The sequence below is a fragment of the Burkholderia sp. Nafp2/4-1b genome, assembly GCF_003635165.1.
Taxonomy (GTDB): domain Bacteria; phylum Pseudomonadota; class Gammaproteobacteria; order Burkholderiales; family Burkholderiaceae; genus Burkholderia.
In genome coordinates this window covers 524252-548857 of sequence record NZ_ML058597.1, presented here as the reverse complement: position 1 = coordinate 548857, position 24606 = coordinate 524252, and the positions used below count along the sequence as shown (strand labels likewise).

Annotated in this window: 22 protein-coding genes; 16 read left to right on the top strand and 6 right to left on the bottom strand. The window is 67.3% G+C overall.

What is annotated here, in order from left to right:
* Positions 1–123: 123 nt before the first annotated feature.
* On the bottom strand, positions 124–417 hold the full coding sequence (locus C7H84_RS02600) for a transcriptional regulator (RefSeq protein ID WP_121857271.1): 294 nt from the start codon (positions 415–417) through the stop codon (positions 124–126).
* A 75-nt stretch (positions 418–492) separates the two neighbouring features.
* Complete coding sequence (locus C7H84_RS02595) at positions 493–1368, bottom strand: LysR substrate-binding domain-containing protein (protein WP_121857270.1); 876 nt, start codon at positions 1366–1368, stop codon at positions 493–495.
* 69 nt (positions 1369–1437) lie between these two features.
* Between C7H84_RS02595 and C7H84_RS02590 the strand changes: the two genes are divergently transcribed.
* The 7 genes from C7H84_RS02590 (at position 1438) to C7H84_RS02555 (ending at position 7564) form a co-directional block, all read left to right on the top strand.
* Positions 1438–1707, top strand: coding sequence for a hypothetical protein (locus tag C7H84_RS02590; protein WP_121857888.1), 270 nt, complete (start codon positions 1438–1440; stop codon positions 1705–1707).
* Between the two features lie 196 nt (positions 1708–1903).
* Complete coding sequence (locus C7H84_RS02585; RefSeq protein ID WP_121857269.1) at positions 1904–2980, top strand: serine hydrolase; 1077 nt, start codon at positions 1904–1906, stop codon at positions 2978–2980.
* 171 nt (positions 2981–3151) lie between these two features.
* Positions 3152–3388: a hypothetical protein gene (locus C7H84_RS02575; RefSeq protein ID WP_121857887.1), complete on the top strand. Its 237-nt coding sequence runs from the start codon at positions 3152–3154 to the stop codon at positions 3386–3388.
* Positions 3389–3550: 162 nt separating this feature from the next.
* Entirely contained in the window at positions 3551–4006 is a 456-nt protein-coding gene (locus tag C7H84_RS02570; RefSeq protein ID WP_121857268.1) for a MarR family transcriptional regulator, read from the top strand.
* Between the two features lie 68 nt (positions 4007–4074).
* Entirely contained in the window at positions 4075–4638 is a 564-nt protein-coding gene (locus C7H84_RS02565; RefSeq protein WP_121857267.1) for an isochorismatase family protein, read from the top strand.
* Positions 4635–6071 carry a DHA2 family efflux MFS transporter permease subunit gene (locus C7H84_RS02560; RefSeq protein WP_121857266.1) on the top strand — a complete coding sequence of 479 codons (1437 nt, stop codon included), beginning with the start codon at positions 4635–4637 and terminating at the stop codon, positions 6069–6071. Before C7H84_RS02565 ends, C7H84_RS02560 begins: the two co-directional genes overlap by 4 nt.
* A 251-nt stretch (positions 6072–6322) precedes the next feature.
* A complete protein-coding gene (locus C7H84_RS02555; protein WP_121857265.1) occupies positions 6323–7564 on the top strand; it encodes a mechanosensitive ion channel family protein in 1242 nt (413 codons plus the stop codon).
* Between the two features lie 82 nt (positions 7565–7646).
* Here C7H84_RS02555 and C7H84_RS02550 read toward each other — a convergent pair whose 3' ends face one another.
* A complete protein-coding gene (locus tag C7H84_RS02550; RefSeq protein ID WP_121857264.1) occupies positions 7647–9068 on the bottom strand; it encodes a PLP-dependent aminotransferase family protein in 1422 nt (473 codons plus the stop codon).
* 160 nt (positions 9069–9228) lie between these two features.
* Here C7H84_RS02550 and C7H84_RS02540 point away from each other — a divergent pair, with 160 nt between their 5' ends.
* Positions 9229–11553, top strand: coding sequence for an FdhF/YdeP family oxidoreductase (locus tag C7H84_RS02540; protein WP_121857263.1), 2325 nt, complete (start codon positions 9229–9231; stop codon positions 11551–11553).
* A gap of 75 nt (positions 11554–11628) precedes the next feature.
* On the opposite strand, the gene C7H84_RS02535 is transcribed toward C7H84_RS02540, so the two are convergent.
* A complete protein-coding gene (locus C7H84_RS02535; protein ID WP_121857262.1) occupies positions 11629–13659 on the bottom strand; it encodes an FUSC family protein in 2031 nt (676 codons plus the stop codon).
* Between the two features lie 151 nt (positions 13660–13810).
* Between C7H84_RS02535 and C7H84_RS02530 the strand changes: the two genes are divergently transcribed.
* The 5 genes from C7H84_RS02530 (at position 13811) to C7H84_RS02510 (ending at position 19447) form a co-directional block, all read left to right on the top strand.
* Positions 13811–14713 (top strand): LysR family transcriptional regulator, encoded by a 903-nt coding sequence (locus C7H84_RS02530; RefSeq protein WP_121857261.1) that lies wholly within the window; start codon positions 13811–13813, stop codon positions 14711–14713.
* Positions 14714–15103: 390 nt separating this feature from the next.
* Positions 15104–16663 (top strand): DHA2 family efflux MFS transporter permease subunit, encoded by a 1560-nt coding sequence (locus C7H84_RS02525; protein ID WP_121857260.1) that lies wholly within the window; start codon positions 15104–15106, stop codon positions 16661–16663.
* A gap of 147 nt (positions 16664–16810) precedes the next feature.
* Positions 16811–17140 carry a hypothetical protein gene (locus C7H84_RS02520; protein ID WP_121857259.1) on the top strand — a complete coding sequence of 110 codons (330 nt, stop codon included), beginning with the start codon at positions 16811–16813 and terminating at the stop codon, positions 17138–17140.
* 245 nt (positions 17141–17385) lie between these two features.
* The gene (locus C7H84_RS02515; protein ID WP_121857258.1) at positions 17386–17718 is read left to right on the top strand and encodes a sugar ABC transporter ATPase; all 333 of its coding nucleotides are present in this window, start codon (positions 17386–17388) and stop codon (positions 17716–17718) included.
* 139 nt (positions 17719–17857) lie between these two features.
* Positions 17858–19447 (top strand): ABC transporter substrate-binding protein, encoded by a 1590-nt coding sequence (locus C7H84_RS02510; RefSeq protein ID WP_121857257.1) that lies wholly within the window; start codon positions 17858–17860, stop codon positions 19445–19447.
* 158 nt (positions 19448–19605) lie between these two features.
* Here the strand turns inward: C7H84_RS02510 and C7H84_RS02505 are convergent, their stop codons facing one another.
* Both C7H84_RS02505 and C7H84_RS02500 read right to left on the bottom strand, forming a co-directional pair.
* Positions 19606–20940 (bottom strand): type II toxin-antitoxin system HipA family toxin, encoded by a 1335-nt coding sequence (locus tag C7H84_RS02505; protein WP_121857256.1) that lies wholly within the window; start codon positions 20938–20940, stop codon positions 19606–19608.
* Between the two features lie 3 nt (positions 20941–20943).
* Positions 20944–21192, bottom strand: coding sequence for a helix-turn-helix transcriptional regulator (locus C7H84_RS02500; protein WP_121857255.1), 249 nt, complete (start codon positions 21190–21192; stop codon positions 20944–20946).
* Between the two features lie 257 nt (positions 21193–21449).
* On the opposite strand from C7H84_RS02500, the gene C7H84_RS02495 reads away from it, so the two are divergent.
* The 3 genes from C7H84_RS02495 to C7H84_RS02485 all read left to right on the top strand — a co-directional run bounded on the left by C7H84_RS02495 (position 21450) and on the right by C7H84_RS02485 (position 24599).
* A complete protein-coding gene (locus C7H84_RS02495; RefSeq protein WP_121857254.1) occupies positions 21450–22337 on the top strand; it encodes a MurR/RpiR family transcriptional regulator in 888 nt (295 codons plus the stop codon).
* Between the two features lie 17 nt (positions 22338–22354).
* Positions 22355–22918: a D-alanyl-D-alanine dipeptidase gene (gene ddpX / locus C7H84_RS02490; protein WP_121857253.1), complete on the top strand. Its 564-nt coding sequence runs from the start codon at positions 22355–22357 to the stop codon at positions 22916–22918.
* Positions 22919–22997: 79 nt separating this feature from the next.
* Positions 22998–24599 carry an ABC transporter substrate-binding protein gene (locus C7H84_RS02485; RefSeq protein WP_121857252.1) on the top strand — a complete coding sequence of 534 codons (1602 nt, stop codon included), beginning with the start codon at positions 22998–23000 and terminating at the stop codon, positions 24597–24599.
* Positions 24600–24606: the final 7 nt, after the last annotated feature.

The window sequence follows — 24606 nt, the reverse complement described above, 5'->3', positions numbered from 1 at the left end:
CCGTCGTGGGACGGGTGACGGCACGGTGGTGATCCGACGGTGAGCGGGATCCCGCCGCCTATCGAACCACACAGGAACCGCACGAGAACCGCACGATGACGGGCTGCCTTCGGGCAGCCTTTTTTATCGGCCGTCGTTCGCGCCGAACAGTTGCGCGCACATGGTGCGCCCTTCGTCGGTCAAGGTCGCGCTGCCGGTCCCGTCGTCGTTCAGCGTCGTCGCGCTCAGGCCGGCAGCGTCGAGCTGGGTCAGCACGCGACGAAGCGAGCTCATCGGCAATTGCGCGCGCTTCGCGATCTTCGGCAGCGACCACGTTTTGCCGGAAGGATCGGTCGCGGCTTCGTGCAACGTCGCGAGCGTTGCGACGAGGGCGGGATCGAGCGGGGATTCGTCGGATTCGTCGGATTCGGAAGTCATCGGTTCGGGTTCATGAGCCGGCGCGAGACCGGCATTCAGACGGAGGACAATCGCGGACACTATACGCCCGACCGGTCACGCAGCCTTGATCGCGGCACGCATGAACGACACGAAACGCGCGGTCACGGGATCGTCGCGACCCGACAGCCATGCGAGCCCGACGCGCCATTTCGCGTCGCGGCCGTCGAGCGGCAGGACGGTCGCGTCGCGCAACAGGTACTGCGCACGCGACGGAATGAACGCGACGCCCACGCCTGCAGCGACCGACGTGAGCACCGATTGCACGTCCTCCGCCTGCTGCATGACCTGCGGCACGAAGCGCCGCTCGATGCACCACCGGTCGATCTGCGCGGCAAGCCCTGGGCCGCGTGCGCGTTGCAGCGCGATGAAGCCGATCTCGTTGAGCACGTCGAGATCGGCCGGCACACGCTTGAAACCCAGATGCGGCGGCACCGCGAGCGCGAGCGCCTCGTCGATCACCTTGAACGACGACAACCCTTCGTCGGACGGCAAGCGCAGGAACCCGGCGTCGAGCTTGCCCGCGCGCAGCCGGCGCGTCTGCTCGGACGACGACAGGTCGCTCAGCGTGACCGCGATACCCGGATTGCGGCGGCGGAATTCGGCGACGAGCTTCGGCACGAGCGTCAGCACGGACAGGCAGATGCCGAGCCGCAAATGCCCGCGCTGCCCGCTGGTCGCCTCGCGCGCACGCGCGAGGATCTCGTCGGCATCGCGCACGAGCGCCTGCGCGTCGGGCAGAAAGCGTTCGCCGAACGGCGTCAGCTCCGCGCCGTGGCGCCCGCGCTCGAACAGCCTGCCGCCGAGGCTCGTCTCGAGCGCACCGATCTGCTTGCTCAGCGCCGGCTGGCTCATGTGCAGCGTGTCGGCCGCGCGGCTGAAATGGCTGAGCTCGGTGACCGTCAGGAAGGTACGCAGCAGTTTCAATTCCATTCTTTTAAGGAATCGTAGCGATCGAAACATTCATTTTACTGATTGAACGATGTGACGTTCAATACGGGCATGCCCCTTCTGGAATCCATTGTCATGTCCGTTGATCATGCGGCCGAGTGCCTGCCCGATGTGTCGTGCGACACGGTTGTCGCCGGCGAAAGCGGTGCCGAGCCCGATGTGCCGGCGCCCAAGCGTGGGGCTGCAGATGCTGCGCGCGCCGACGGACGCAGCCGCCGCTTTCGCTTCGGCGATGCGCTGGACGACGAGGCGTCGCGGGTCGTCACCGGATCGATCGCGATCAGCTTCGCGGTCGTCTCGCGGCGGAACTGGCCGCGCTGAGTCGCCGCATCGCGCGCATCGCTTCGAATGCGCACACACGACTTTCCACAAAAAACAGCGGGAATCCGCCTGCATCACGCACGATTGCGTGCGCATCCATCGTCATCGCCCCACGATCGACCTTATAATTTCCCGCACTCGTTGACCGCCCACGCATTTCGCGCCGCCGCAACGCGCGTGAAAAGGAGACTTTCGCTTGACCGGCCTCATCGCGCGCCTGTGTCGCGCCCGGACCACCCTGATCATCGCCCTGTCGTTCCTGACACTCGCGTTTGCAACGAACGCGTCCGCGCAGCGCGCGCAGCCGCATCGCACTGCATCGCCGCATGTGCACGCGAAAGTCATCAAGAAGAAGCCCACCCACCGCAAGAAGGCCGTCAAGCACCGTCGGCCGCGCGTGACGCATCACGCGGTCAAGCGTCACGTAGCGCCCGCATCGCAACACCGGCGCGCGAAACGCACGACCGCGGTTCGCCTGCGCCCCGCCGCTAAACCTCGCCTGCTCGCGAGCTGCGGCTATAGCCCGCGCGCGGTGCGCTCATTGCACTCGCGCGCGGCCTACGTGCTCGACGTCGACACCGGCACGCCACTGCTCGCCCGCAACGCACGCACCGTGCGCCCGATCGCGTCGATCTCGAAGCTGATGACGGCCGTCGTCGCGCGAGACGCGGACCGGCCGCTGAACGGCGTGCTGCGCGTCACCGCACGTGATCGCGACACGATCAAGTTCACCGGTTCGCGGCTGCCGATCGGCGCCGAACTGTCGCGCCGCCAGATGTTCCATATTGCGCTGATGTCGTCGGAAAACCGTGCGGCCGCCGCATTGAGCCGCGACTATCCGGGCGGACGCGCCGCGTTCGTGAAGGCGATGAACCGTGAAGCGCGCCGGCTCGGGATGCGTGATACGCATTTCCGCGAACCGACCGGCCTGTCGCCGCACAACGTATCGACTGCCGAGGATCTCGCGCGGCTCGTCGGCGCAGCCGCACAGGATCCGCTGATCCGCTATTTCTCGACCGACACGTCGACCACCGTGCAGGCCGGCGACGGCGAGCTGCTGTACGTGAACTCCGATCCGCTCGTGCGCGACGGCCGCCTGCCGATCCGGCTGCAGAAAACCGGCTTCATCAACGAATCGGGGCACGGCGTCGTGATGCGCATGCGCGTGAAAGGTCGCCGCGAAACGCTCGTGCTGCTCGGCGCATCGACGCGCGCCGGCGTGTCGAGCGATGCGATGAAAATCCATCGCTGGCTCGCCTGTTCGATCCAGTAGGCACGAAGCGACGCGACGCATGCGGCCGGCACGTTGCTGGCGCTGCTCACGATCCGCAGCGCCAACGCGCAATCGCGCAGCGGCCGGACGCTGACCGACGCGCTCGAGAGACGGTTCGCCATGCAGGCGGCCGCAAGCGGGCGGCCCATTGACCGACGACGGAGTGAAGCGATGCACGACGAATACCGTTTCAACGCGTTCGGCCGTCTGCTCGCCGTCGTGCGCTCGAACGGCCGCTGGGCCGTGTTCGACGTCGGCGCGGAAGGCAAGCGGCGGCCGGCCAATCTGCAGATTCCGGCCGCGCTCACCGCGGACGAGCTCGCGGAATATCTCGGCGACCTGCTGCACGAAAACGCGTCGCCGAAGTACAACGACGTCGTGCCGGTTCCGTTGCCGCGTCGCGCGTAACGCCAGAGCCGGCCACGCTCCGCGTGCCGGCCGCATCCCGTCGATCCGCAGCTGTCCTACCGCTGTCCATCGCTCCCGTTGCCCGATCGCGCTGACGCAGCGCACCCCGCGGCGCCCATACCGATTCAACAGATAAACTTGCAAGTTTAACTGTCATGTCCTATGATCCGCCGCATGACGCCACCACGCACACCCCGCGTTTCCGCCGACACCGTCGCCGCCGACCTGACCCTCGCGGTCGGCCAGTTGATTCGCCGGCTGCGTTCCGAAATCGAGTCCGAAGGGCTCGGCATGTCGCAGACGAGCGCGCTGGCTCGGCTCGAGCGACAGGGTCCGATGACGACCGCCGATCTCGCGCGCGCCGAAGCGATGAAACCGCAATCGATGAAGGCGATTCTCGCGAGCCTCGAGGAAGACGGGCTCGTCGAACGCGAGCCGCATCCGACCGACGGCCGCCAGATCCTGTTCCTGCTGACCGCCGCCGGGCGCGAAGCGCGACGCAAGCGCGACAGCGCAAAGCACAAGTGGCTCGGCGCCGCGATCGAGCGGCTCGACCCCGAAGAGATCCGCACGCTCGCCGCCGCGATCCCGCTGATCCGGCGCATCGGCGAGCAGTAAGCCGCCCGCGTGCCGCACGGCTTCCACGCGTACGCGTCCCCTCGCCCAATTCACGGAGCATCCGCATCATGAGCACAACCCGTCTCGACACGCATACGGCGCTCGTCGTCATCGACCTGCAGAAGGGCATCGTCGCCCTTCCCACCGCACACCCGGTCGCACCGGTGATCGCGCGCACCCGCGAATTGCTCGACGCATTCCGCAGCCGCGGGCTGCCAGTCGTGCTGGTCAATGTCGCCGGCGGCGCACCGGGCCGCACCGAGCAACCGCCGCGCACGGCGCCGCTTCCGGCCGACTGGGCCGAACTCGTGCCCGAATTGAACCGACAGCCGACCGACCATGTCGTGACGAAGAAAACCTGGGGCGCGTTCACCGGCACCGATCTCGACGCGTACCTGAAGGCGGTCGGCGTCACGCAGATCGTGCTGACCGGCGTCGCGACCAGCATCGGCGTCGAATCGACGGCCCGCCAGGCGCACGAGCTCGGCTACAACGTGACGCTCGCGATCGACGCGATGACCGACCTCAACGCGGACGCACACACCAATAGCGTCGAACGCCTGTTCCCGCGTCTCGGCGAGACCGGTTCGACGCAAGAGATCCTCGCGCTGCTCGACCGGCGCGGCGCGTGAGCGACAAACACGCCCGGCCGGCGACGGGCCATGCGGCCGGCCGGCTCGATCCGTCGATCTGGAAAGTCAGCGCGGTCGCGACACTCGGCTCGCTGCTGTCGCAACTCGACGCAACGATCGTCAACGTATCGCTGTCGAGCCTCGCGACCGACCTGCACGCAAGCCTGTCGACGATTCAGTGGGTGACAAGCGGCTACCTGCTGGCGCTCACGCTGGTGTTGCCGCTGAACGGCTGGCTCGTCGATCGCATCGGCGCGAAAGCGCTGTACCTGTGGTGCTTCTCCGCGTTCACGCTGACATCGGCGCTGTGCGGGCTCGCGTGGTCCGCGCCGTCGCTGATCGCGTTCCGCATGCTGCAAGGCGTCAGCGGCGGGCTGCTCGCACCGATGGCGCAGATGATGATCGCGCGCGTGGCCGGCCAGCAGATGGCGCGCGTGATCGGGTATGCGGCGGTGCCGGTGTTGATCGCGCCGATCCTGGGCCCCGTCGTCGCCGGCGTGATCCTGCAGCACACATCGTGGCGCTGGCTCTTTCTCGTGAACCTGCCGGTCGGCGCGCTCGCACTTGCGCTGGCCGTGTGGTTCCTGCCCGGCGACCGCGACGAAACGCAGCGGCGCGAACTCGACTGGATCGGCCTCGCGCTGCTGTCGCCGGCGCTCGTGCTGTTCCTGTTTGGCGCGGAACGGATCGACGCGGCGCCCGGCATCGCGGCAATCGCGCTGTCCGCGCTGCTGCTCGCGGCGTTCCTGCGCGTCGAGCGTCGCAAGGGCGAGCATGCGCTGATCGACCTCGCGCTGTTTCGCTCGCGCGTGTTCGGCGCGGCGGCGGCCACGCAGTTTCTGTCGAACGGCGCGATCTACGCGGGCCAGATGCTGATTCCGGTGTTCCTGATCCAGGCGTGCGGGCGTTCGCCGGGCGAAATGGGCTGGCTTTTGGCGCCGCTCGGGCTCGGCATGCTCGTCACCTATCCGTCGATGGGCGCACTGACGAGCCGGTTCGGCGTGCGCCGGCTCGCCGCCGCCGGCGCGCTGCTTGCGCTCGTCGCGACGCTGCCGTTCGTGTACCTCGCGCTGGCCGGCTACGATCCGTACGTGCTCGTGCCTGTGCTGTTTCTACGCGGGATGGGCCAGAGCGCGATCGGCGCGCCGTCGATTTCGGCCGCGTATGCGTCGGTGGAGCGGCGCGACCTGCCGATGGCGACGACGTCGCTCAATATCGTCCAGCGCCTCGGCGGCCCGACGTTCACGACGATGTGCACGCTATTTCTCGCGTGGCGGCTGCAGCTCGAACCGGCGACGACGAGCGGCACGCACGGCACGGCCTACGCATGGGCGTTCGGGCTGCTTTGCGCGCTGCATGCGGCGAGCTTCGTGACGACGCTGCGGCTGCCGCGATGGTCGAGCGGTGCGGGCGGACGAGCCGGCTCGCGCTGAACCTCACGGCTGCGACGCTCGCGCGGCAAGTACGCAGCCTGTTGCACGGTGCGAAAGCAAAGCGATGAGGACACCGGCACGCTCCGAAAATCCGCGCAATGGTACGCATGTTCGCGACCGCGACGACGGCCATTCGCCGCACCCGCCCGGAACCCGATGGCACAATCACGGTCCCTTTCAAGCGCCCTTCACCGGGCGCGCGCCGCATCGCGGCGCCGATTCAACGCACGCGAAGGACCCTGTTTGCCCCTATGACTTTGAACGAATCCTGGTTTGCGCCGCTCGTCGGCCTCGTCATCCTGCTCGCGGCCGCCGGCGCGATCACGGCCACCGTCCATTTCCTGCTGTTCCGCGTGGTCGCGCGGCTCGCGCGGCTGTCGGCCACCCGCATCGACGACGCGCTGTTCGAGTTCGGTGCGTTCAAGTGGCTGAACCGCATCGTGCCGTTCGTCGTGGTCAAGCTCGGGCTCGCCGCCGTGCCGGGCATCCCCGCCGTGGCCGCGCAGGCCGCCGACAAGGTGCTGTTCGCGCTCATCGTGTTCCTGCTGTCGATGACGATCAGCGCGACGCTGTCCGCGCTCGAGCATACGCATCGCATGAGCCATCGCGACCAGCCGCGCCTGTCGTTGAAAGGCGCGATGCAGCTCGTGAAGCTGGTGATGTTCATCACGGCGGCACTGGTCGTGATCGGCGACGCGACCGGCAAGCAGATCGGCCTGCTGCTGTCGGGCATCGGCGCGATGTCGGCGGTGCTGATGCTGATCTTCAAGGACACGCTGCTCGGCCTCGTGGCCGGCGTGCAGCTGTCGTCGAACGACATGCTGCGCATTGGCGACTGGATCACGATGCCGTCGGCCGGCGCGGACGGCACCGTCATCGACATCACGCTGAACACGGTCAAGGTCGCGAACTTCGATCACACGATCATCACGGTGCCGACGTGGAAGCTGATCACCGAGAGCTACCAGAACTGGCGCGGGATGACCGAAGCCGGCGGGCGCCGGATCAAGCGCGCACTGTTCGTCGACGCGACGAGCGTGCGGTTTCTCGACAATGACGAAATCGCGCGGCTCGAACGGCTGACGCTCTTGAAGGACTATCTGGAAGACAAGGTCGACGCGATCGCGCAATGGAACGGCACGCTCGGTGCGGCCGGCGACTGCCCGGCGAACCGCCGCCAGCTGACGAATCTCGGCACCTTCCGCGCGTACGTCGCGAACTACCTGAAGTGGCATCCGCGCATTCGCAGCGACATGACGTGCATGGCGCGCCAGCTGCCGCTGACGGCCGAAGGCATTCCGCTCGAACTGTACTGCTTCACCGATACGACGAGCTGGGTCGACTACGAGACGATCCAGTCCGACCTGTTCGATCACCTGATCGCGGTGCTGCCGGAATTCGGGCTGCGCGTGTACCAGCACCCGTCGGGCTTCGACATGCGCCGGATGGCCGGCGCCGCGCAAGCCGAAGCGCAGGCGTCCTACGCGCGGTAATGTTCGCCGCGGCGGCCTGCAACGGGCCGGCGCGAGCCAGCGCGCGCCACCGCGAAGCGCCGCGCGGCACGCGCGGCGCCGCTCACCGCCCCGCGCAGTCGGTCGCGAGCCGCCCCAGCACCTTCAGCGCGTCCTCGATCTGCCGCGACCACGGATAGCTGTAGTTGAGCCGGATGAAGTGCCGGTAATCGTTCGTCGCCGAAAACATGTGGCCCGGCCCGACCGTGATCCCTTGCGCAAGCGCGAGCGCATACAGCTTCATCGCATCGACCCGCGGCGGCAGCTCGACCCACAGCACGTACCCGCCCTGCGGCTGCGACAGCCGCGTGCCTTGCGGAAAGAAACGCCGCACCATCGCGCTCATCAGGTTCGCCTGCTGCGCATACAGCTTGCGCATCCGCCGCAGATGGAAATCGTAGCCGTCGTGCTTCAGGTATTCGGCGATCGCGAGCTGCTCGATCGCCGGCGTCGCGAGCGTATTGAGGAATTTCAGCTTCTCGACCTGGTCGCGATAACGGCCGGGCATCGCCCAGCCGATCCGGTAGCGCGGCGACAGGCTCTTCGTAAACGACGCGCAATGCAGCACGAGCCCGTGGCGATCGTACGATTTCAGCGCGCTCGGCGTCGTGTCGCCGAAATGCAGCTCGTGGTAGACGTCGCTCTCGATCGCCGGCACGCCGTGCTTCGCGAGCAGTTCGACGAGCGCGCGCTTGCGCGCATCGGGCATCTGGAAGCCGAGCGGATTCTGGAAATTCGGCATCACCATGCATGCGGCGATGCGCTCGCGCGCGAGGATCCGTTCGAGCGCGTCGAGATCGATGCCGTCGCCCGGATGGGTGGCGACCTCCAGCGCGCGCATGCCCATCCGCTCGATCGCGTGCAGCATCGCGTAGAACGTCGGCGATTCGACGGCGATCGTGTCGCCGGGCCTGGCGACTGCCTGCAGGCACAGGTTGATCGCCTCGGTCGCGCCGATCGTCATCACGATCTCGGCGGGCTCCACCGCGATCCCGCGCTCCGCGTAACGCCGCGCGATCTGGCGAATCATCTCCTGGTTGCCGGGCGGCAGGTCGTCGATCACGCCCCAGCGCGTGCGGCGGCGCCCGATCGTCTGCGCGTAGCGCGCAAGACGCTGCACCGGGAACTGCGATGCATCGGGATACGGCGAGCCGAGCGGCACCGCGTCGTCGCGCGAGATCGAGCGCAGCGTCGACAGCACGAGCCGGCTCACGTCCACCGCCGACGGCTCGGCGGCCGGCGCCGACACGTGCAGCTCCGCTTCGGCGGGTGCCGTGGCACGCGCCCGCACGAAATAGCCGGACTGCGGCCGGCTCTCGATCAGGCCGCGGCTCTCGAGCACGAGGTACGCGCGCAGCACGGTCGTGACGCTGAGCTGCTGCTGCCGGCTCGCCTGCCGCACCGACGGAATCCGCTCGCCGGGCCGGTACACACCGCGCTCGATCTGCGCCTGCAGATCGTCGGCCAGTTGTTCGTAACGCTTCACGCGCCTCCCTTTCAGCTTCCCTTCAACAACACAGTTGCAGTCCGCACTGCGTGGATGGCCGCAACTGTACTCTTTTTTGAAGCTGAAAGGTGTACACACAGCGGCCAGCACGCCGCGCGTACGCTGCGTGCATCGACCCTGACACCTGCCTCGCAGCATCATGAAAAAGAAATCCGCCGCCGCGCGCATCGAACCGTACACCCACCCGGCCGCCGGCTGGGGCGCGCTGAAAGCCGTCACGATCAACCTGATCAAGGAAAAAGTCACCGGCGGCAACTACCGAACGCTGCTGCGCCAGAACCAGCCGGACGGCTTCGACTGCCCAGGCTGCGCATGGCCCGACCGGCAACACGCGTCGACGTTCGAATTCTGCGAGAACGGCGTGAAGGCCGTGGCCGCGGAAGCGACCAGCAAGCGCGTGACGCCCGAATTCTTCGCCGCGCACACGGTCACCGAGCTGCTCGAACAGTCGGATTTCGAACTCGAGCAGCACGGCCGCCTGACCGACCCGATGGTGTACGACGCGCAGACCGACCACTACGTGCCGATCGCATGGGACGACGCGTTCTCGCTGATCGCGCGCCACCTGCGCGCGCTGCCCGATCCGAACCAGGCTGCGTTCTACACGTCCGGCCGCGCGAGCAACGAGGCGGCCTTCCTGTATCAGTTGCTGGTGCGCCTCTACGGCACGAACAACTTCCCCGACTGCTCGAACATGTGCCACGAGGCGACGAGCCGCGGGCTGCCGGCGTCGGTCGGGGTCGGCAAAGGCACCGTCACGCTCGACGATTTCGAGCACGCGGACACGCTGCTGATCTTCGGCCAGAACCCGGCCACCAACCATCCGCGGATGATGGGCGAGCTGCGCGAATGCGCGAAGCGCGGCGCGACGATCGTGTCGATCAACCCGCTGAAGGAGCGCGGGCTCGAGCGTTTCGCCGATCCGCAAAGCCCGCTCGAGATGCTGACGATGTCCGGCACGAAGATCGCATCGACGTTCGTCCAGCCGACGATCGGCGGCGACTTCGCGCTAATCAAGGGGATGGCCAAGCGCGTGCTCGAACTCGACGACGCCGCGCGCGCCGCCGGTGCGCCGCGCGTGCTCGATACCGCGTTCATCGGCGAGCACACGGCCGGCTTCGACGCGTTCGCCGACGACTTGCGCAACGAAAGCTGGTCGGCGCTGACGGCCGAGAGCGGCGTGCCGTACGAACAGATCGACAGCCTCGCGCAGCTCTATGCGCGCAGCGAGCGCGTGATCGCGACGTGGGGGATGGGCATCACGCAGCACAAGCATTCGGTCGCGACGGTGCAGATGCTGACCAACCTGATGCTGATGCGCGGCAACATCGGCCGCCCCGGCGCCGGCCTGTGCCCGGTGCGCGGCCACTCGAACGTGCAGGGCAACCGCACGGTCGGCATCGAGGAGAAGCCGTCGCAGGCGTTCCTCGACCGGCTCGGCCACGTGTTCGATTTCGAACCGCCGCGTCACCACGGCTACGACGTCGTCGAGACGATCGAAGGCATGCTCGACGGCCACGTGAAGGTGCTCATCGGCCTCGGCGGCAACTTCGCGATGGCGACGCCCGACACGCCGCGCACGTGGGAAGGCATGCGCCGCTGCGATCTGTCGGTGCACATCACGACGAAGCTGAACCGCAGCCACCTGATCCACGGCCGCGACGCGCTGATCCTGCCGACGCTCGGCCGCACCGAGATCGACCTGCAGGAGAACGTGCCGCAAGGCGTGACGGTGGAGGACTCGATGAGCATGGTGCATGTGTCGTACGGGATGAACAAGCCGGCTTCCGCGAACCTGATGTCGGAACCCGCGATCGTCGCGCACCTGGGTCACGCGCTGTTCGGCAGCGGCAAGATCGACTGGCTCGCTTACAAGGACGATTACGCGAAGATCCGCGACGCGATCGAGGCGACCCTCGACGGCTTCTACGACTACAACGCGCGCATCGCGCGGCCGGGCGGCTTCCACCTGCGCGTCGCCTCGCGCGACCGCGAATGGCTGACGCCGACGGGCAAGGCGAACTTCATCGCGCACGCGCTGCCGACCGACACGCCGATCCAGCGCGCCCGCGCGCTGCACGGCGAGCGGCTGATGACGCTGATGACGACGCGCTCGCACGATCAGTACAACACGACCGTCTACGGGCTCGACGACCGCTATCGCGGCGTGTACGGGCAGCGCCGCGTGGTGTTCGCCAATCGCGACGACCTCGCGATGCTCGGGTTGAAGGCCGGTGACTGGGTCGACCTGGAAACCGTGTGGCACGACGGCATCGAGCGGCGCGCGGACGGCTTCCTGCTCGTCGAATACGACATCCCGCGCGGCTGCATCGGCGCGTATTACCCCGAAACGAACCCGCTGGTGCCGCTCGACAGCGTCGGCGACGTGTGCAACACGCCGACATCGAAGTCGGTGCCCGTGCTGCTGCATCGCGCGGCCGCGCCGGTATCGGCCGCCGCCTGACGGCGCCCGCGATGATCGTACGGCCGCGAGATCGGCTCACCTGAACCGCCGGCGCGCCGCCGCCCTTCCCGTCGTTCAGTCGCGGCGGCCGCGCAGGAAGGCGCCGTGTTCGGCGACCGCGTCCTCGATCCGCCTCAGCAGCACGACGCCGCGCAGCAATGCCCGGCCGCCGTCGCTGTCGATGTCGGCCACGCGCCGCCGCAACGATCGTGCGGCCGCATCGCAACTGCGTTCGAGACGTGCGAAGTCCGCCAGCGCGACGCGGCCGCGCACCACGGTCACCGCGCGACGCACGACCGGCTCGCGGGCTGGCAGCTCCGCGAGCGACATCAGGCTGTCGCCGATGCCCCAGATCGCCAGCAGGTCGCGCATGTCGCGCTCGATCAGCGATTGCGGCAGGCTGCCGGCAAAGCCGAGCTCGCGCCCGAGCCGGTCCGCCGTGCGGCTCAGCCACGTGCTCGCGGACCACGCACGCGGATTGCGGGCGATCTCCGCGAGATCGCGGCGCACCGCACGATGCAGCCGTCGCCGGCTCGTGCCCGGATCACCAGGAAACACGAGCGCGAACACCAGCACGCCGAACGCGATGCCGAGCAGCGTCGCCAGCGCGCTGTTCAGGAACGCCGCGTCGCCGATGCGGGTGGTGTTGTCCGGCGACGTGAAGTTCCAGAAGAAGATCGAGAACGCGCTGCCGAGCGCGGCGGTGCGCGGATGACGCATCGCGAGACCCGTGCCGATCAGGAACACGCCGAGGATGTACGCAAGCATCTCGAAGCCCGACACCGCCGGCAGCAGGATGAAATTGCAGACGATCCCCGCGACCGCCGCCCACGCCGTGCCCTTGAGGAACCCGATCGCGGCCCGGGCCGAATTCGGCCGGGTCGAGAACAGCGCGCCGACCACGGCCGTGATCGCGACGAAGCCGGCGCCCGACGGCCATGCGGTGACGATCCAGATCGCCGACGCGACCAGCACCGCGATGCACGCGCGCAGGCCGTTATGAAATGCGAGCACCGCATCGCGATGGAACGCGTAGCGCACCCGTGACGGTGTCGAGACCGGCAGATCGACCTGTGCCTTGTTCGCGAAGGCATCGTCGAATCCGGCGAGCACCGCGCCCAGCCGGTCGAGCGTGAGCAGGCGCGAGACGTCCGAACCCGTCGGGTCGGCGGCCTCGGCGCGCAACGCATCGTCCACCCGCGCACGCAGCGCCGCCATCCCGGGCCCGGTTGCGCCCGACGCTGCCACGCCGTCGAGCACACGCGCGGCATCGGCGACCAGCGGCTCCGGTGCATCGCCGCTGCGCGCCGCGTGCGCTTCGATCGCCTGTCCCGCCGCGTGGGCCGACAACACGCCCAGCACCGCCGCGCGCAGATGACCGATCGCGTTACGCACGGGCGGTGCGCCGGCGGCCGCATATTCGGCCGCGGTGTCGAGCTCGAGCGCATCCGCGAACAGCCGGTGAACCGCCGCGCCGTTCGGCTCGCGACGCAACGCAGCCGCACCGACGGCGACCGCGCGTTCGAGATAGCGGGCGAGCCGGGTACGGACGTCGCGCAACGGCGAACCCGGCGCGAACACCGTTTCGAACGCCGCGCCGCACAGGATGCCGACCACTACGTACAGGAACCGTGCGGTCGCGATATCGAACGCGTGCAGCGGCGCGGACGCCGCATCCATCGCGATGATCGCGGCCGTATAGCCGGCGAGCACCGCCGCATACGCGCGGAAATTGCGCAGGAACGTCGCGACGCCGGCGCACAGGCCGATCCACACGGCGAGCGCGGTCAGGAACAGCTCGGGCGTCTGCGCGAATGCACCGGCCAGCGCGAGCGCGACGAGCGCGCCGATCGCCGTGCCGAGGATCCGGTACTGACTCTTCGACAGCCCCATCCCGCGCGTGCCCTGCGCGACGATCCACACGGTGGAGGCCGCCCATTTCGGATCGTCGAGATTCATGCGAAAGGCGATGTAGAGCGCGAGCAGCGATGCAGCGGTATTGCGCAGTGCGAAGCCGAGTGCGCCGGGCGGCAACGCGGGCCATGCGTCGCGCAACGCGGTGCGCACGAGCGTGAACGGCGGCAGGCTGGGGAAGGCGAATTTCATGCGGCGAGCATACGGTCGCGCGGCGGCCGCCACTACGGTGCGGACGCAATGCGGTATTGCAGCGGTCGGGATAATCCGCGCGACCGACACGAAGCGATCCTGCAAGCGGCGGTAAGATGCGCGCAGCCCGAACACTGATGAAACAACCTGTATGGACTTCGAGAGCATCCGCATCTTTCTGCGCGTGGTCGAACGCGGCAGCTTCACCGCGGCCTCCGTGCAACTCGACATGCCGCTGAGTCGCGTGAGCCGCAAGGTCAAGCAGCTCGAGGACGATCTCGGCGTGCAGTTGCTGTACCGGACCACCCGTCGCGTGTCCGTCACCGAAGCCGGGCGCGACTATTACGACCGCTGCCTGCGCGCCGAGGAGATCCTGCTCGACGCGGACCGCCAGGCCCGCGCGCTGCGCACCGATCCCGAAGGCACGCTGCGCGTGCTGGTGCCGTACTCGATCGGCCTGTTCGAGCTGGAGCCGGCGCTCGCCGAATTTCGCCGGCGCTACCCGCGCGTCCAGCTCGTGCTGATCTACGACAACAGTCCGCTCGACCTCGTCGCGCACGGCTTCGACGTCGCGCTGCGCGCGGGCATGCTGACCGATTCCGGCTACGTCGCGCGCTCGCTCGGCTGGTCGCACGCGAAGCTCGCCGCGAGCCCGGCGTATCTGGACCGCGCCGGGCGCCCGCAAACGCCGCAGGAACTCGCGCAGCACGACATCCTGTACGTCGGCCGCGATGCACCGGGCTTGACGCTCACGCTCACCAACGCCGCCGGCGACGTGGCCGACGTGCCGGTGCGGCCCGTGCTGATCGCGAACGAATCGGTCACCGTGCTGCGCCAGGCCGCGAGCGGCGGCGGCATCGCGCTGATCTCCACGCACTACACGGCACGGCGGCTCGAGAACAACGAACTCGAAATCGTGCTGCCCGACTGGCACCGCACCGACGACGTCGAGCTTCACGTGCTCTATCCGCGCCGCGCGACGCTCGACAGCAAGGTGCGCGCGTTCGTCGAGTTCCTGACGGAACGCTTCACCGCGTGGCGCAGCGTGCCGTAATCGCCATCGCACGCTCGGCGAGCGGCACGCGCGCGCCGGATTATTGCAGCTCACGAAAGGAATTAATGAGGCGGCGAGCGTTGCTCGTCGTTCGCCGCATCCGTTAGCCTGTGCCGATGCAAAAAACACCTGCACGCTACGGCAGCCACGCACCGGCTGCCCGCCGACGCGTCACGCGCGTCGCTCCTTCCTGACCGGCGTTCATCCGCCTCGCGAAGCCCGCCACGGCTTCGCGCATCCGCTTCAACGATCGATCCGTACGCCGCCACGCGACGGCGCCGCTTGGCCGGGCCGCTCGCGCGCTCGCGTGCGGCCGTCCGTTTCACCCGCCGGCGCGCATGCGCGCCGAGCCGCGTGCGGCGTACGCCGCCTTCATCCCGCAGGAATACCATGTCCTCTTCGTTCACCCCACGCCCGCTGTCGGGCGGCCGACTCGCGATCGGCACCATCGCGGTATCGCTCGCGATGTTCATGAACGTGCTCGACTCGTCGATCGCGAACGTCGCCATCCCGACGATTTCGGGTGACCTCGGCGTGTCGGTCGACGAAGGCACGTGGGTGATCACGATCTTCGCGGCCGCGAACGCGGTGTCGATTCCGCTCACCGGCTGGCTCACGCAGCGCTTTGGCCAGGTCCGCCTGTTCGTCACGTCGATCCTGCTGTTCGTGTTCGCGTCGTGGCTGTGCGGGATCGCGCCGAACCTGCCGACGCTGCTCGCCGCGCGGATCCTGCAGGGCGCGGTCGCCGGGCCGCTCGCACCGCTGTCGCAGGCGCTGCTGCTCGGCGCGTGGCCGCGGCAGAAATCGGCGACGGCGCTCGCGCTGTGGTCGATGACGGCGCTCGTCGGCCCGATCGCGGGGCCGTCGCTCGGCGGCTGGATCACGTACGACTACAACTGGTCGTGGATCTTCTACATCAACATTCCGGTCGGCTTCTTCGCGGCGGCGGTCACGTGGATCGTGTTCCGCGACCGCGAATCGCCCGTGCGCCGCCTGCCGATCGATACCGTCGGCCTCGTGTTGCTGGTGCTGTGGGTCGCGTCGCTGCAGATCATGCTCGACAAGGGCAAGGATCTCGACTGGTTCAACTCGCCCGTCGTCGTCGCGCTCGGCATCGTCGCGCTGATCGGTTTCGCGTTCTTTCTCGTGTGGGAGCTCACCTCGGCCAATCCGATCGTCGATCTGCGGCTCTTCACGCAGCGCAACTTCGCGGGCGGCACGATCGCGATCTCGGTTGCCTACGGAATGTTCTTCGGCACGCTCGTGTTGCTGCCGCAGTGGATGCAGGGCTATCTCGGCTATCGCGCGATCGATTCCGGCCTCGCCACCGCGCCGCTCGGGATCTTCGCGATCGTGCTGACGCCGGTGATGGGGCGCATCCTGCCGCGCACCGATCCGCGCTACCTCGCGACCCTTGCGTTCATCGGCTTCGCGGTCGTGTTCATGATGCGCACGGCGTTCTATTCCGACGTGTCGCACCGGGATCTCGTGCTGCCGACGCTGCTGCAGGGCATTCCGATGGCGATGTTCTTCGTGCCGCTCACCGCGATCATCCTGTCGGGACTGCCGCCGGAGAAGATCCCGGCCGCCGCCGGCCTGTCGAACTTCGGCCGCACGTTCTGCGGTGCGGTCGGCACGTCGCTGATCAGCAATGCGTGGAACGACCGGACGATCCTGCATCATGTGCGGCTCACCGAACAGGCGAGTGTCGGCAATCCGGTCTTCGCGCAGCAGATCGACGCGGCGCGCGCGCTGCTGCATCTGGGCCCCGATTCGGCGCTCGCGTTCTTCAACGCGTCGGTCGATTCGCAGGCGGCCGTGATGGGGCTGAACGACATCTTCTACGTGTCGGCGATCATCTTCATCGCGATCATTCCGCTGATCTGGATCACGAAGCCGGCACGTTCGGGCGGCGGCGACACGGATGCGGCGGCAGCCGGTGCGCATTGATCGCGCACCGCGAGCGCTGCCCGCTCTCTGCAGACGTAATAAACGCTTGCAATCGATACAGGCGGAAACGTCAACAGCCGGGGCCTTCCGCGCGTTTTTTCGACAAGCGCACACGTTTCGTGACGCGCAACGACAGGAGAAAACCGCATGCGAGCCCTTACCCGCCATCTCGCGATCGCCGCCACCCTGATGTCGGTGCTGACCGGCACCGCGTTCGCCGACACGCCGTGGCAGCGCGCGCATCCGCGCCGCGAAGAGGTCAACGAGCGCCTCGCCAACCAGAATCGCCGGATCCATCACGAAGTGAAGGAAGGCGAGATGTCGCACGCCCAGGCCGCGCGCCTGCATCGTGACGACCGCAAGATCCGCCGCGAAGAGCGGGACATGGCCGCGCAGGATCGCGGCCACATTACGCAGAGCGAAAAGCACGTGCTGAACCAGCAGGAAAATGCGGTCAGCCACAAGATCGGGCAGTAACGCCGGCACACGTCGATTCGCCATCGCTTGAAACGCCCGCTGCCGCCGTGCGACAGCGGGCGCTTGTTGTTGTATCGAATCGTTTCAGCGCGCCGCTTGGGTCAGAGGCCGCGGGTATACTCCGACGTCAGCCGCCTCCCGTATCGACCGTCAAGAACGGCACGATGCCGGCGGTTTCGTCGCGAAGCTCCGCGTTTCGCGTACCGCGCCCCAGCCTCGACACGAGACACACGACGATCCCGATCATGAAACGATTCCTGCTGCTCCTTCCCGCCGCCCTGCTCGCCGCCTGCGGTTCCGCGCCCTCGTCCGATTCGGCCGCGTCCGGCTCGGCGCCGATGATCTACGTGTCATCGGCGCGCCCGGCCCATGCGATCGCCAACTGCCTCGACAGCCGCCTGTCGGGCACCGAGCAGTCGCAGCACAACGGCGTGACCGATATCACCGTCGGATCGCGCTCGTACTTCGTCACGCTGACGCCGTCGGGTAATGGTTCCGTCGTCAAGGTCGTGCGCGGCTCGGGCAGCGAACCGGCCGAGGAAGCGATGCGCTTCGCGATCGCGCGCTGCGTGATCTGACCGCCGCCGGTGCCGGGCACCGCGCCCGGCGCGCTCGCCGTTTCCTTCCGGGCGCCCTTCTGCGCGCCCATCGAATATTTTCATCCGGGCCGCCGTCGATGAGAGAATCGCACCACGATTCCCTTTCCACGGAGCCCGCATGAAGCACCTGCTGTCCCGGCTGTTCGTCAGCGCCACGCTCGTCGCCCTCGTTCCGGCGCTGCCGGCCCACGCCGCGACGCCGCCCGGCATTTTCGTCGTCGCCACGCAGCTCGGCGAATTCACGACGCTCGACCCGAGCGAAATCTACGAGCTCGTGCCGTCCGAATACGTCGCGAACACCTACGAACGGCTCGTGCGGGTCGACCTGAAGGACCCGACGAAATTCAACGGGCAGATCGCGCAATCCTGGACGGTCGGCGCCGACGGCGTCACCTACACGTTCAAGCTGCGCCCGGGCCTGACGTTCCATTCCGGCAACGCCGTCACCGCCGACGACGTCGCGTGGTCGCTGCAGCGCACTATCCTGCTCGACAAGGGCCCGGCCGGCGTACTCGCCGATCTCGGCCTCACGAAGGCGAACGTGATGCAGAAGGTGCGCGCGGTCGATGCGCAGACCTTCGTGCTCGAAACCGACCGCAAGTACGCGCCGAGCTTCGTGCTCAACGTGCTGAGCGCGTGCCCGGCATCCGTCCTCGACAAACAGCTGCTGACGTCGCACCAGCAAGGCAACGATTTCGGCAGCGGCTGGCTGAAGACCAACGACGCGGGCTCGGGCCCGTACCAGCTCGCCAAGTGGACGCCGAACGAAAGCATCGTGCTGCAGCGCTTCGAAAAATACCGCGCGCCGTATCCGATGAAACGCGTCGTGCTGCGTCACGTGCCCGAGGCGTCGGCGCAGCGTCTGCTGCTCGAGAACGGCGACGTCGACGCCGCGCGCAACCTGAGCCCCGACAGCCTCGCCGCGCTGACCAAGGCCGGCAAGATCAAGGTCGCGTCGTGGCCGGTGTCCGCGCTGTTGTACCTGAGCCTGAACACGAAGAACCCGAACCTCGCGAAGCCCGAAGTGCAGCAGGCGATGAAGTGGCTCGTCGACTACGACGGCATCCAGCACAACATCGTCAGCACGACCTACAAGGTGCACGAGACGTTCCTGCCCGAAGGCTTCCTCGGCACGCTGGATTCGAATCCGTACAAGCTCAACGTCGCGAAGGCGAAGGCGCTGCTCGCGAAGGCCGGCGTGGCGAACGGCTTCGACGTGACGATGGACATGCCGAACGATTATCCGTACGTCGAGATCGCACAGGCGCTGCAGGCGAACTTCGCGCAAGGCGGCATCCGCGTGAAGCTGATTCCGGGCGATGCGAAGCAGGCGATCGGCAAGTATCGCGCGCGCCAGCACGACATCTTCATCGGCGAATGGTCGCCCGACTACATGGACCCGAACAGCAACGCGCGCGGCTTCGCATGGAATCCGGACAATTCCGACCAGTCGAAGACGAAGATGCTCGCGTGGCGCAACAGCTGGGACATCCCGCAACTGACGAAGGACACGGAGGCCGCGCTCGCCGAGCCGTCGCCCGCGAAGCGCGCACAGCGTTACGAGGCGCTACAGAAGTCCGTGCTCGCGAACTCGCCGTTCATCATCATGTTCGAGAAGGTCGTGCAGGTCGCGACGCGCCCCGGCACCACCGGCCCCGAGATCGGGCCGATCAACGACCTCGTGTCGTACCGCACGCTGGCAAAGTGACGCCTGCTGCCCGCGCGGCCGGCGATGCCGGTGCGCGGGGGGGGGGGGGGGGGGGGGGGCGGCTGAACGAGCAGTGCAATGCGATCTGGCGGCTGCGCGAGGCGCAGGACATGCAGCAGTAGGCGCGGGAAAATGCGCCGAAGCGTTGCGGCCCGATGTCAGGTGCGCGGAAGTTCGGCGAGGCGCTGGGCAGCGAAGCGCAATCCGCCCAGAACGCGTTCGGCGATCCTTGCCGGAAACCCGGTCGGCAGCGCCGCGCCGACCGAGTCGATCACGTCCGGTGTCGCGGCGACGAGCCGTTCGACGATGGGCGTCGCGATGTCGCCGAGCAGACAATGCTCGGCCATCGCGCTGAAGTGACGGCGTGTGATGTCACGCATCGCGTAGTGCTTGCGCTTGCCGTGCACGGCCATCGCGAGTTTCGCCTTGTGCCACGACCATTGGTTCGCGCCGTCCCCCTCTACCGGCCAGATCGACATCACGTCGTAAAGCGGCGTCAGACGGAAGCGGCCGCCCGGCAGCAGCCGCAGGCTGAAGTTCTTCGCATGCCCGTCCGGGGCGGCCAGCATCCAGAACACGACCAGAGCGGTGAACAGGGTGTCGAGATCGGCCTGCGCCGTTTCCGACCGGCGCAGGATCGCTGCAAGATCGGGTACACCGGGGCCGCCGTGCGATTCATATTTCAGATGCGGCGGCACGCCGAGCGCCTGGCAGAAATCCTCTTGCGGCAAGCGCAACAGCCGTTTGCCGTCACGATGAAGCGCACGATCGAAACGCGCGACCGACAGCACTTTGTGTTCGCCGAAACGCACGATGTCGGCATCGGCCGTCGGCAAGCCGAATGCCCGCAGGATCGCGAGGCACAGCCATTCGTTTTCGACGGACGCGGTGAGATCCGCACGCTTGTTGCCGACCAGCCCGAGCGGCAACTTGAGGATATGCGTCGTCGGCGTCGCGCCATGCGGGCGCATCCATCGCCCGTCATGAAACAGAAGCGCGGTCTTTTCCTGCGCACCAGCCAGCGACAGGCGGAAGTCGTCGTCATCCTGTGCACCGCCCGCCACCCCGCTCGCCTGATCGAGCACGCGCGCCACCTCGTCATCGGACAACGGCGTACCATCGATCCGGTCATGGCCGGTCGGCGTTTCGTCCTCGCCGAGCAACTGCACCGCGCCGACACAGTCTCTACCAAGCGCGGCGAGCAGATCGAACGGCTCGATCGTCGCCGTGCCGAACCGCGACGCAAGCCGGCGACGAATTGCATCGCTGTCGGGCAGCAGGTTGTCGAAGTAGTGGTTCACGCGCGCGCCGCGCAACGGCGCATCGCCGATCCCGAACGGTAGCGACAGCGACAGCGGACGCCCGGCATCGGACTGCTTCCAGCCGGTGTCGTACAACAGCTCCATGTCGCCGCGCGCCGGAATTCGCCATGCTCCGACCCGCTGACCGTTGGCCCAGATCGACAGGGCGCGAGTGTGCGACTTACGTCCCATCGTCTACCACTCGACGTCGGCAGCGTCGCGCCCGTCCTTCATGCGGATGCTGAGTTCGAGACCGTACAGCGTGGTCAATTCGAGCAATTGGCTGAGCGACAGGCTTTCGGTGCGCGTAGTTTCAAGCGACGATATGCGCGACTGGCCTACGCCGATGCGCGTCGCCGCCTCGGCTTGCGTCAGCCCCTTGGCCTGACGCGCGGACGACAGGATTTCGCCCAGTTGCGCGGGGGTATTGACGATGAGATTCACGGCATGGAGTCCAGTAGACAATAAACGCAGTATATCTCTCACAGACATAAACGCAAATTATCTCCGTGAGAGATAAACGCAAAATATTCCTGACAGACATAATTTGCGGTGCAGCCTGCGCTATTCTGTTGTCTGGCGCGGCCGCCCAGCCCTATCACCCACCACCACCCCATAGTTTTTATCCGCTGGCGCGAATGATTTTGGCTTTGTTAGATAGATGACATCAAATTATTCGATGACAACGATCTAACATTTCGATGACCTGCGCATTCGCCCATACCGTCGAATCCCGCTTTGCCGAGCTGACGCCGACCGCGAAGCGCATCGCGAGCTACATGCTCGCGAACCTCGACCGGCTCGGGCTCGAAACCGCCGACCAGATCGCGCAGCAGACCGGCACCAGCGGCATCTCGGTCGGGCGCTTCCTGCGCAGCGTCGGCTACCGGAACCTCGACGACCTGAAACGCGAACTGCGCGGCGGCAGCGACCGCCCGTGGATGATCACCGATCGCCTCGACGAATACCGCCGCACCGCCGCCACGCTCACGTCCACCGGCGAGCGCGACAGCCCTCGCGGCGACGGCGCGCTGGCGTCGTCGCTCGATCGCGAACTCGACGCGATCCGCCACGTGTACCGGCTTGCCGAAGAACCGGTGTTCGCGCAGGTGGCGGACCGGATCGCGCAAGCCGATGCCGTGTTCATCCTCGGCATCCAGTCGACCCGCGGTATCAGCAATGCGTTCAGCAGTTATCTCGAATACTTGCGCCCGCGCGTGTTCTATTCCGACGGGCAGTCGGGCTCGTACGTCGATTCGCTGAACTCCGAATTCGAGCGGCCGTACTGCATCGTCACCGATACGCGCGCCTATTCGCGCAGCGCGCGCCGCTATTGCCAGGCCGCTGCCGAACGCGGCCAGCCGTTCGCGCTGGTCACCGACCTGTATTGCCCGTGGGCGCGCGAATGGCCGGCCGACCTGCTGCAGGTGAAGACCGACGTCGGCCAGTTCTGGGATTCGCTCGCGCCGCTCACCTGCCTGTTCAACCTGCTGATCACCGCCGTGGTCGACCGCCTCGGTCCCGCGATCGACCGGCGCGTCGAGCGCAACCGCGAACTGCAGCGCACGTTCGACCAATTCGAATCCTGAGCGCATCCCGACCGCCAATGAACCGTCACCGCCTCGTCGAAATCACCCCCGCCACGCATCGCGTCGAGATCGATCTCGTCTATGCGACCGAGCGCAACCTGACCGGCAAGCCGATCTACCGCAACGCGCACTGTCTGCTGCTCGAGCCGGCCGAAGCCGCGCTGCGCCGCGCGGTCGAGGTCGCCGCGCAGGCCGGCTTCACGCTGCGCATCTACGACGCGTACCGGCCGCCGCAGGCGCAGCAGGTGCTGTGGGATTTCCTGCCGGATCCGAACTTCGTCGCCGATCTCGGCCGCGGGTCGAACCACAGCCGCGGCACCGCGATCGACCTGACGCTCGTCGGTGCGAACGGCGAGCCGCTCGACATGGGCACCGGCTTCGACGAGATGGTGGCCGCGTCGGGGCACTTTCACGCGGGGTTGCCCGAGCAAGTGCAACGCAACCGGCTGCTGCTGCTCGGCGTGATGCATGCGGCCGGCTTCGCGCACATCGACAGCGAGTGGTGGCACTACGAGCTGCCGGGTTCGCACGCGTTGCCGCCGATCGACAACGCGGCGAGCGGCCCGTGGCGCCTGATGTGACGACGCTGCACGCCCCCTTTTTCATGCACGTTCACGTTCAACGACTCAAACGACTTCAACGACAGATGGAGAAGCGCCCATGAAATTCCCGACCTCCCGGCTCGTCGCGGCGCTCGCCGCCGCATCCCTGCTCGCCGCCGTTCCGCTTTCCGCCGCCCGCGCGGAAACGCCGAAGGACATGTTCGTGATGGCCACGCTGCTCGACGAATTCACGACGCTCGATCCCGGCGAAATCTACGAGCTGGTGCCGGAGGAATACGTCGCGAACACGTATGACCGGCTCGTGCGCGTCGACCTGCGCGATCCGTCGAAATTCAACGGCGACGTCGCGCAGTCGTGGTCGGTGAGCCCCGACGGCCTGACCTATACGTTCAAGCTGCGCTCGGGCCTCAAGTTCCACTCGGGCAACCCGCTGACGGCCGACGATGTCGCGTGGTCGATCCAGCGCACGGTGCTGCTCGACAAGGGCCCGGCCGCGGTGCTGACCGGCATCGGCCTCACGAAGGCCAACGTCGCGGCGAACGTGAAGAAGCTCGACGACCAGACGGTATCGATCACCACCGATCACAAATACGCGCCGACCTTCGTGCTCAACGTGCTCGGTTCGTGGCCCGCGTCGGTGCTCGACAAGAAGCTGCTGCTGTCGCACCAGCAGGGCAACGACTTCGGCAACGCGTGGCTGAAGACCAACGAGGCCGGCTCCGGCGGCTACAAGCTGGTGAAGTGGGCCCCCAGCGACAGCATCGTGCTGCAACGCTTCGACGGCTACCGGCTGCCGCTCGCGATGAAGCGCATCGTGCTGCGCCACGTGCCCGAAGCGGCAAGCCAGCGGCTGCTGCTGGAAAACGGCGACGTGGACGCGGCGCGTGACCTGAGCCCCGACGATCTCGCGTCGGTCGTGAAATCGGGCAAGGCGAAGGTCACGGCCTCGCCGCAGGCGACGCTGCTGTATCTCGGCCTGAACACGAAGAACCCGACGCTCGCGAAGCCTGACGTGCAGGAAGCGCTGAAGTGGCTGGTCGACTATGCGGGCATCCAGGCGAACGTCGTGAAGACGACCTACAAGGTGCACCAGACCTTCCTGCCCGAAGGTTTCCTCGGCACGCTGAATTCGAACCCGTACAAGCTCGACGTCGCGAAGGCGAAGGCGCTGCTCGCGAAGGCCGGCGTGCCGAACGGCTTCTCCATGACGATGGACGTGCGCAACGACTATCCGTACACGGAGATCGCGCAGGCCGTGCAGGCGAACTTCGCGCAGGCGGGCATCAAGGTGCAGTTGATCCCCGGCGACAACAAGCAAACGCTCGCGAAATACCGCGCGCGCCAGCACGACGTCTACATCGGCGAATGGTCGGCCGACTACATCGACCCGCACAGCAACGCGCAGGGTTTCGCATGGAACCCCGACAACTCCGACAAGTCGAGCTACAAGATGCTGGCCTGGCGCAACAGCTGGGACATCCCGCAACTGACGAAGGAAACCGACACCGCGCTCGCCGAACCGACCGCCGCGCAGCGCGCGCAGCGGTACCAGGCGATGCAGAAGGAGATGCTCGCGCGCTCGCCGTTCGTGATCATGTTCCAGAAGGTCGCGCAGGTCGCGACGCGGCCCGGCGTGAGCGGGCTCGAAGTCGGACCGATCAACGATCTCGTGTCGTACCGTAACCTGAAGAAGCAATAAGGTTCGC

What these genes read in the sequence shown, in the direction of transcription:
- C7H84_RS02520 (WP_121857259.1), top strand. Translation starts at nt 16,811, where the DNA reads ATGCGAGCCCTTACCCGCCATCTCGCGATCGCCGCCACCCTGATGTCG.
- C7H84_RS02505 (WP_121857256.1), bottom strand. Translation starts at nt 20,940, where the DNA reads ATGGGACGTAAGTCGCACACTCGCGCCCTGTCGATCTGGGCCAACGGT.
- C7H84_RS02510 (WP_121857257.1), top strand. Translation starts at nt 17,858, where the DNA reads ATGAAGCACCTGCTGTCCCGGCTGTTCGTCAGCGCCACGCTCGTCGCC.
- ddpX (WP_121857253.1), top strand. Translation starts at nt 22,355, where the DNA reads ATGAACCGTCACCGCCTCGTCGAAATCACCCCCGCCACGCATCGCGTC.
- C7H84_RS02595 (WP_121857270.1), bottom strand. Translation starts at nt 1,368, where the DNA reads ATGGAATTGAAACTGCTGCGTACCTTCCTGACGGTCACCGAGCTCAGC.
- C7H84_RS02535 (WP_121857262.1), bottom strand. Translation starts at nt 13,659, where the DNA reads ATGAAATTCGCCTTCCCCAGCCTGCCGCCGTTCACGCTCGTGCGCACC.
- C7H84_RS02565 (WP_121857267.1), top strand. Translation starts at nt 4,075, where the DNA reads ATGAGCACAACCCGTCTCGACACGCATACGGCGCTCGTCGTCATCGAC.
- C7H84_RS02485 (WP_121857252.1), top strand. Translation starts at nt 22,998, where the DNA reads ATGAAATTCCCGACCTCCCGGCTCGTCGCGGCGCTCGCCGCCGCATCC.
- C7H84_RS02575 (WP_121857887.1), top strand. Translation starts at nt 3,152, where the DNA reads ATGCACGACGAATACCGTTTCAACGCGTTCGGCCGTCTGCTCGCCGTC.
- C7H84_RS02515 (WP_121857258.1), top strand. Translation starts at nt 17,386, where the DNA reads ATGAAACGATTCCTGCTGCTCCTTCCCGCCGCCCTGCTCGCCGCCTGC.
- C7H84_RS02525 (WP_121857260.1), top strand. Translation starts at nt 15,104, where the DNA reads ATGTCCTCTTCGTTCACCCCACGCCCGCTGTCGGGCGGCCGACTCGCG.
- C7H84_RS02600 (WP_121857271.1), bottom strand. Translation starts at nt 417, where the DNA reads ATGACTTCCGAATCCGACGAATCCGACGAATCCCCGCTCGATCCCGCC.
- C7H84_RS02495 (WP_121857254.1), top strand. Translation starts at nt 21,450, where the DNA reads ATGACCTGCGCATTCGCCCATACCGTCGAATCCCGCTTTGCCGAGCTG.
- C7H84_RS02555 (WP_121857265.1), top strand. Translation starts at nt 6,323, where the DNA reads ATGACTTTGAACGAATCCTGGTTTGCGCCGCTCGTCGGCCTCGTCATC.
- C7H84_RS02530 (WP_121857261.1), top strand. Translation starts at nt 13,811, where the DNA reads ATGGACTTCGAGAGCATCCGCATCTTTCTGCGCGTGGTCGAACGCGGC.
- C7H84_RS02570 (WP_121857268.1), top strand. Translation starts at nt 3,551, where the DNA reads ATGATCCGCCGCATGACGCCACCACGCACACCCCGCGTTTCCGCCGAC.
- C7H84_RS02590 (WP_121857888.1), top strand. Translation starts at nt 1,438, where the DNA reads ATGCCCCTTCTGGAATCCATTGTCATGTCCGTTGATCATGCGGCCGAG.
- C7H84_RS02540 (WP_121857263.1), top strand. Translation starts at nt 9,229, where the DNA reads ATGAAAAAGAAATCCGCCGCCGCGCGCATCGAACCGTACACCCACCCG.